1 protein-coding gene is annotated in these 650 nt (G+C 55.2%); it reads left to right on the top strand.

Annotation, left to right across the window (positions count from 1 at the left end; genetic code table 11):
• Window positions 1-488, top strand: a 488-nt coding sequence (locus QKW60_RS20995) for a hypothetical protein (RefSeq protein WP_282371668.1), incomplete at its 5' end; no start/stop codon positions are given.
• Window positions 489-650: the final 162 nt, after the last annotated feature.

The following is a 650-nucleotide window of genomic DNA, read 5'->3' as shown; positions in this document are numbered from 1 at the left end:
GGCTATTTTTCAACCTCCCAGGCCCCTGCGAAACGGAGATCAGCCGGTCTGAGCCCAAAGCAGCAATAGACTATGGTCACAGCCTCGAACCAATGATGGCGCAATGCAGCCCTACTGTCGCCGTTGGGTTGCGGGAAACTGCCTCAGATGTTGGCAAGTGGACGATCACCATGGCAAATTCGAAATCGGAGTATTGCACTCTATTCGAGGCGTTCAGTGAAGCGCAATCGGCGTTCATTGACCTGTCGACGAAGGGTTTGGGCCGATGCGACCAAGACCTGGCGCGAGATCCGGACTACATGCGTTTTCACAGATCAGGGATGACGATTGCGCGGATCGGTGGAGCGTCTGCCCTGCGCGGTGCCATGAAGCAGTTGTCCCGCCTTCACAATGAGAGTTCGGCCGCAGCAGAGGCGGAACTATCTCGACTTTGGGCGGGAATGGATTCCTGGAGTGGCGCCAATCATTCGCAAATTCGAGGTCACTAGGTTTTTTGGTCACCGGCTCTAGCGACCTTTTGAAGCTGTCACTACTTCCCTGTCGACTTACGTGTTCACCGAAACGGTAACACTATTGGCAGTTGCAGTGTCTTCACTTGGATCGAGGACAGATTCCCGTGTCGCTCGCAGCGAGTTCCCGCCTAACCAGGA

The sequence above is a fragment of the Albidovulum aestuarii genome (assembly GCF_029961185.1).
In the GTDB taxonomy this organism is placed as follows: domain Bacteria; phylum Pseudomonadota; class Alphaproteobacteria; order Rhodobacterales; family Rhodobacteraceae; genus Albidovulum; species Albidovulum aestuarii.
This window is presented reverse-complemented; position numbering and strand designations above follow the sequence as displayed.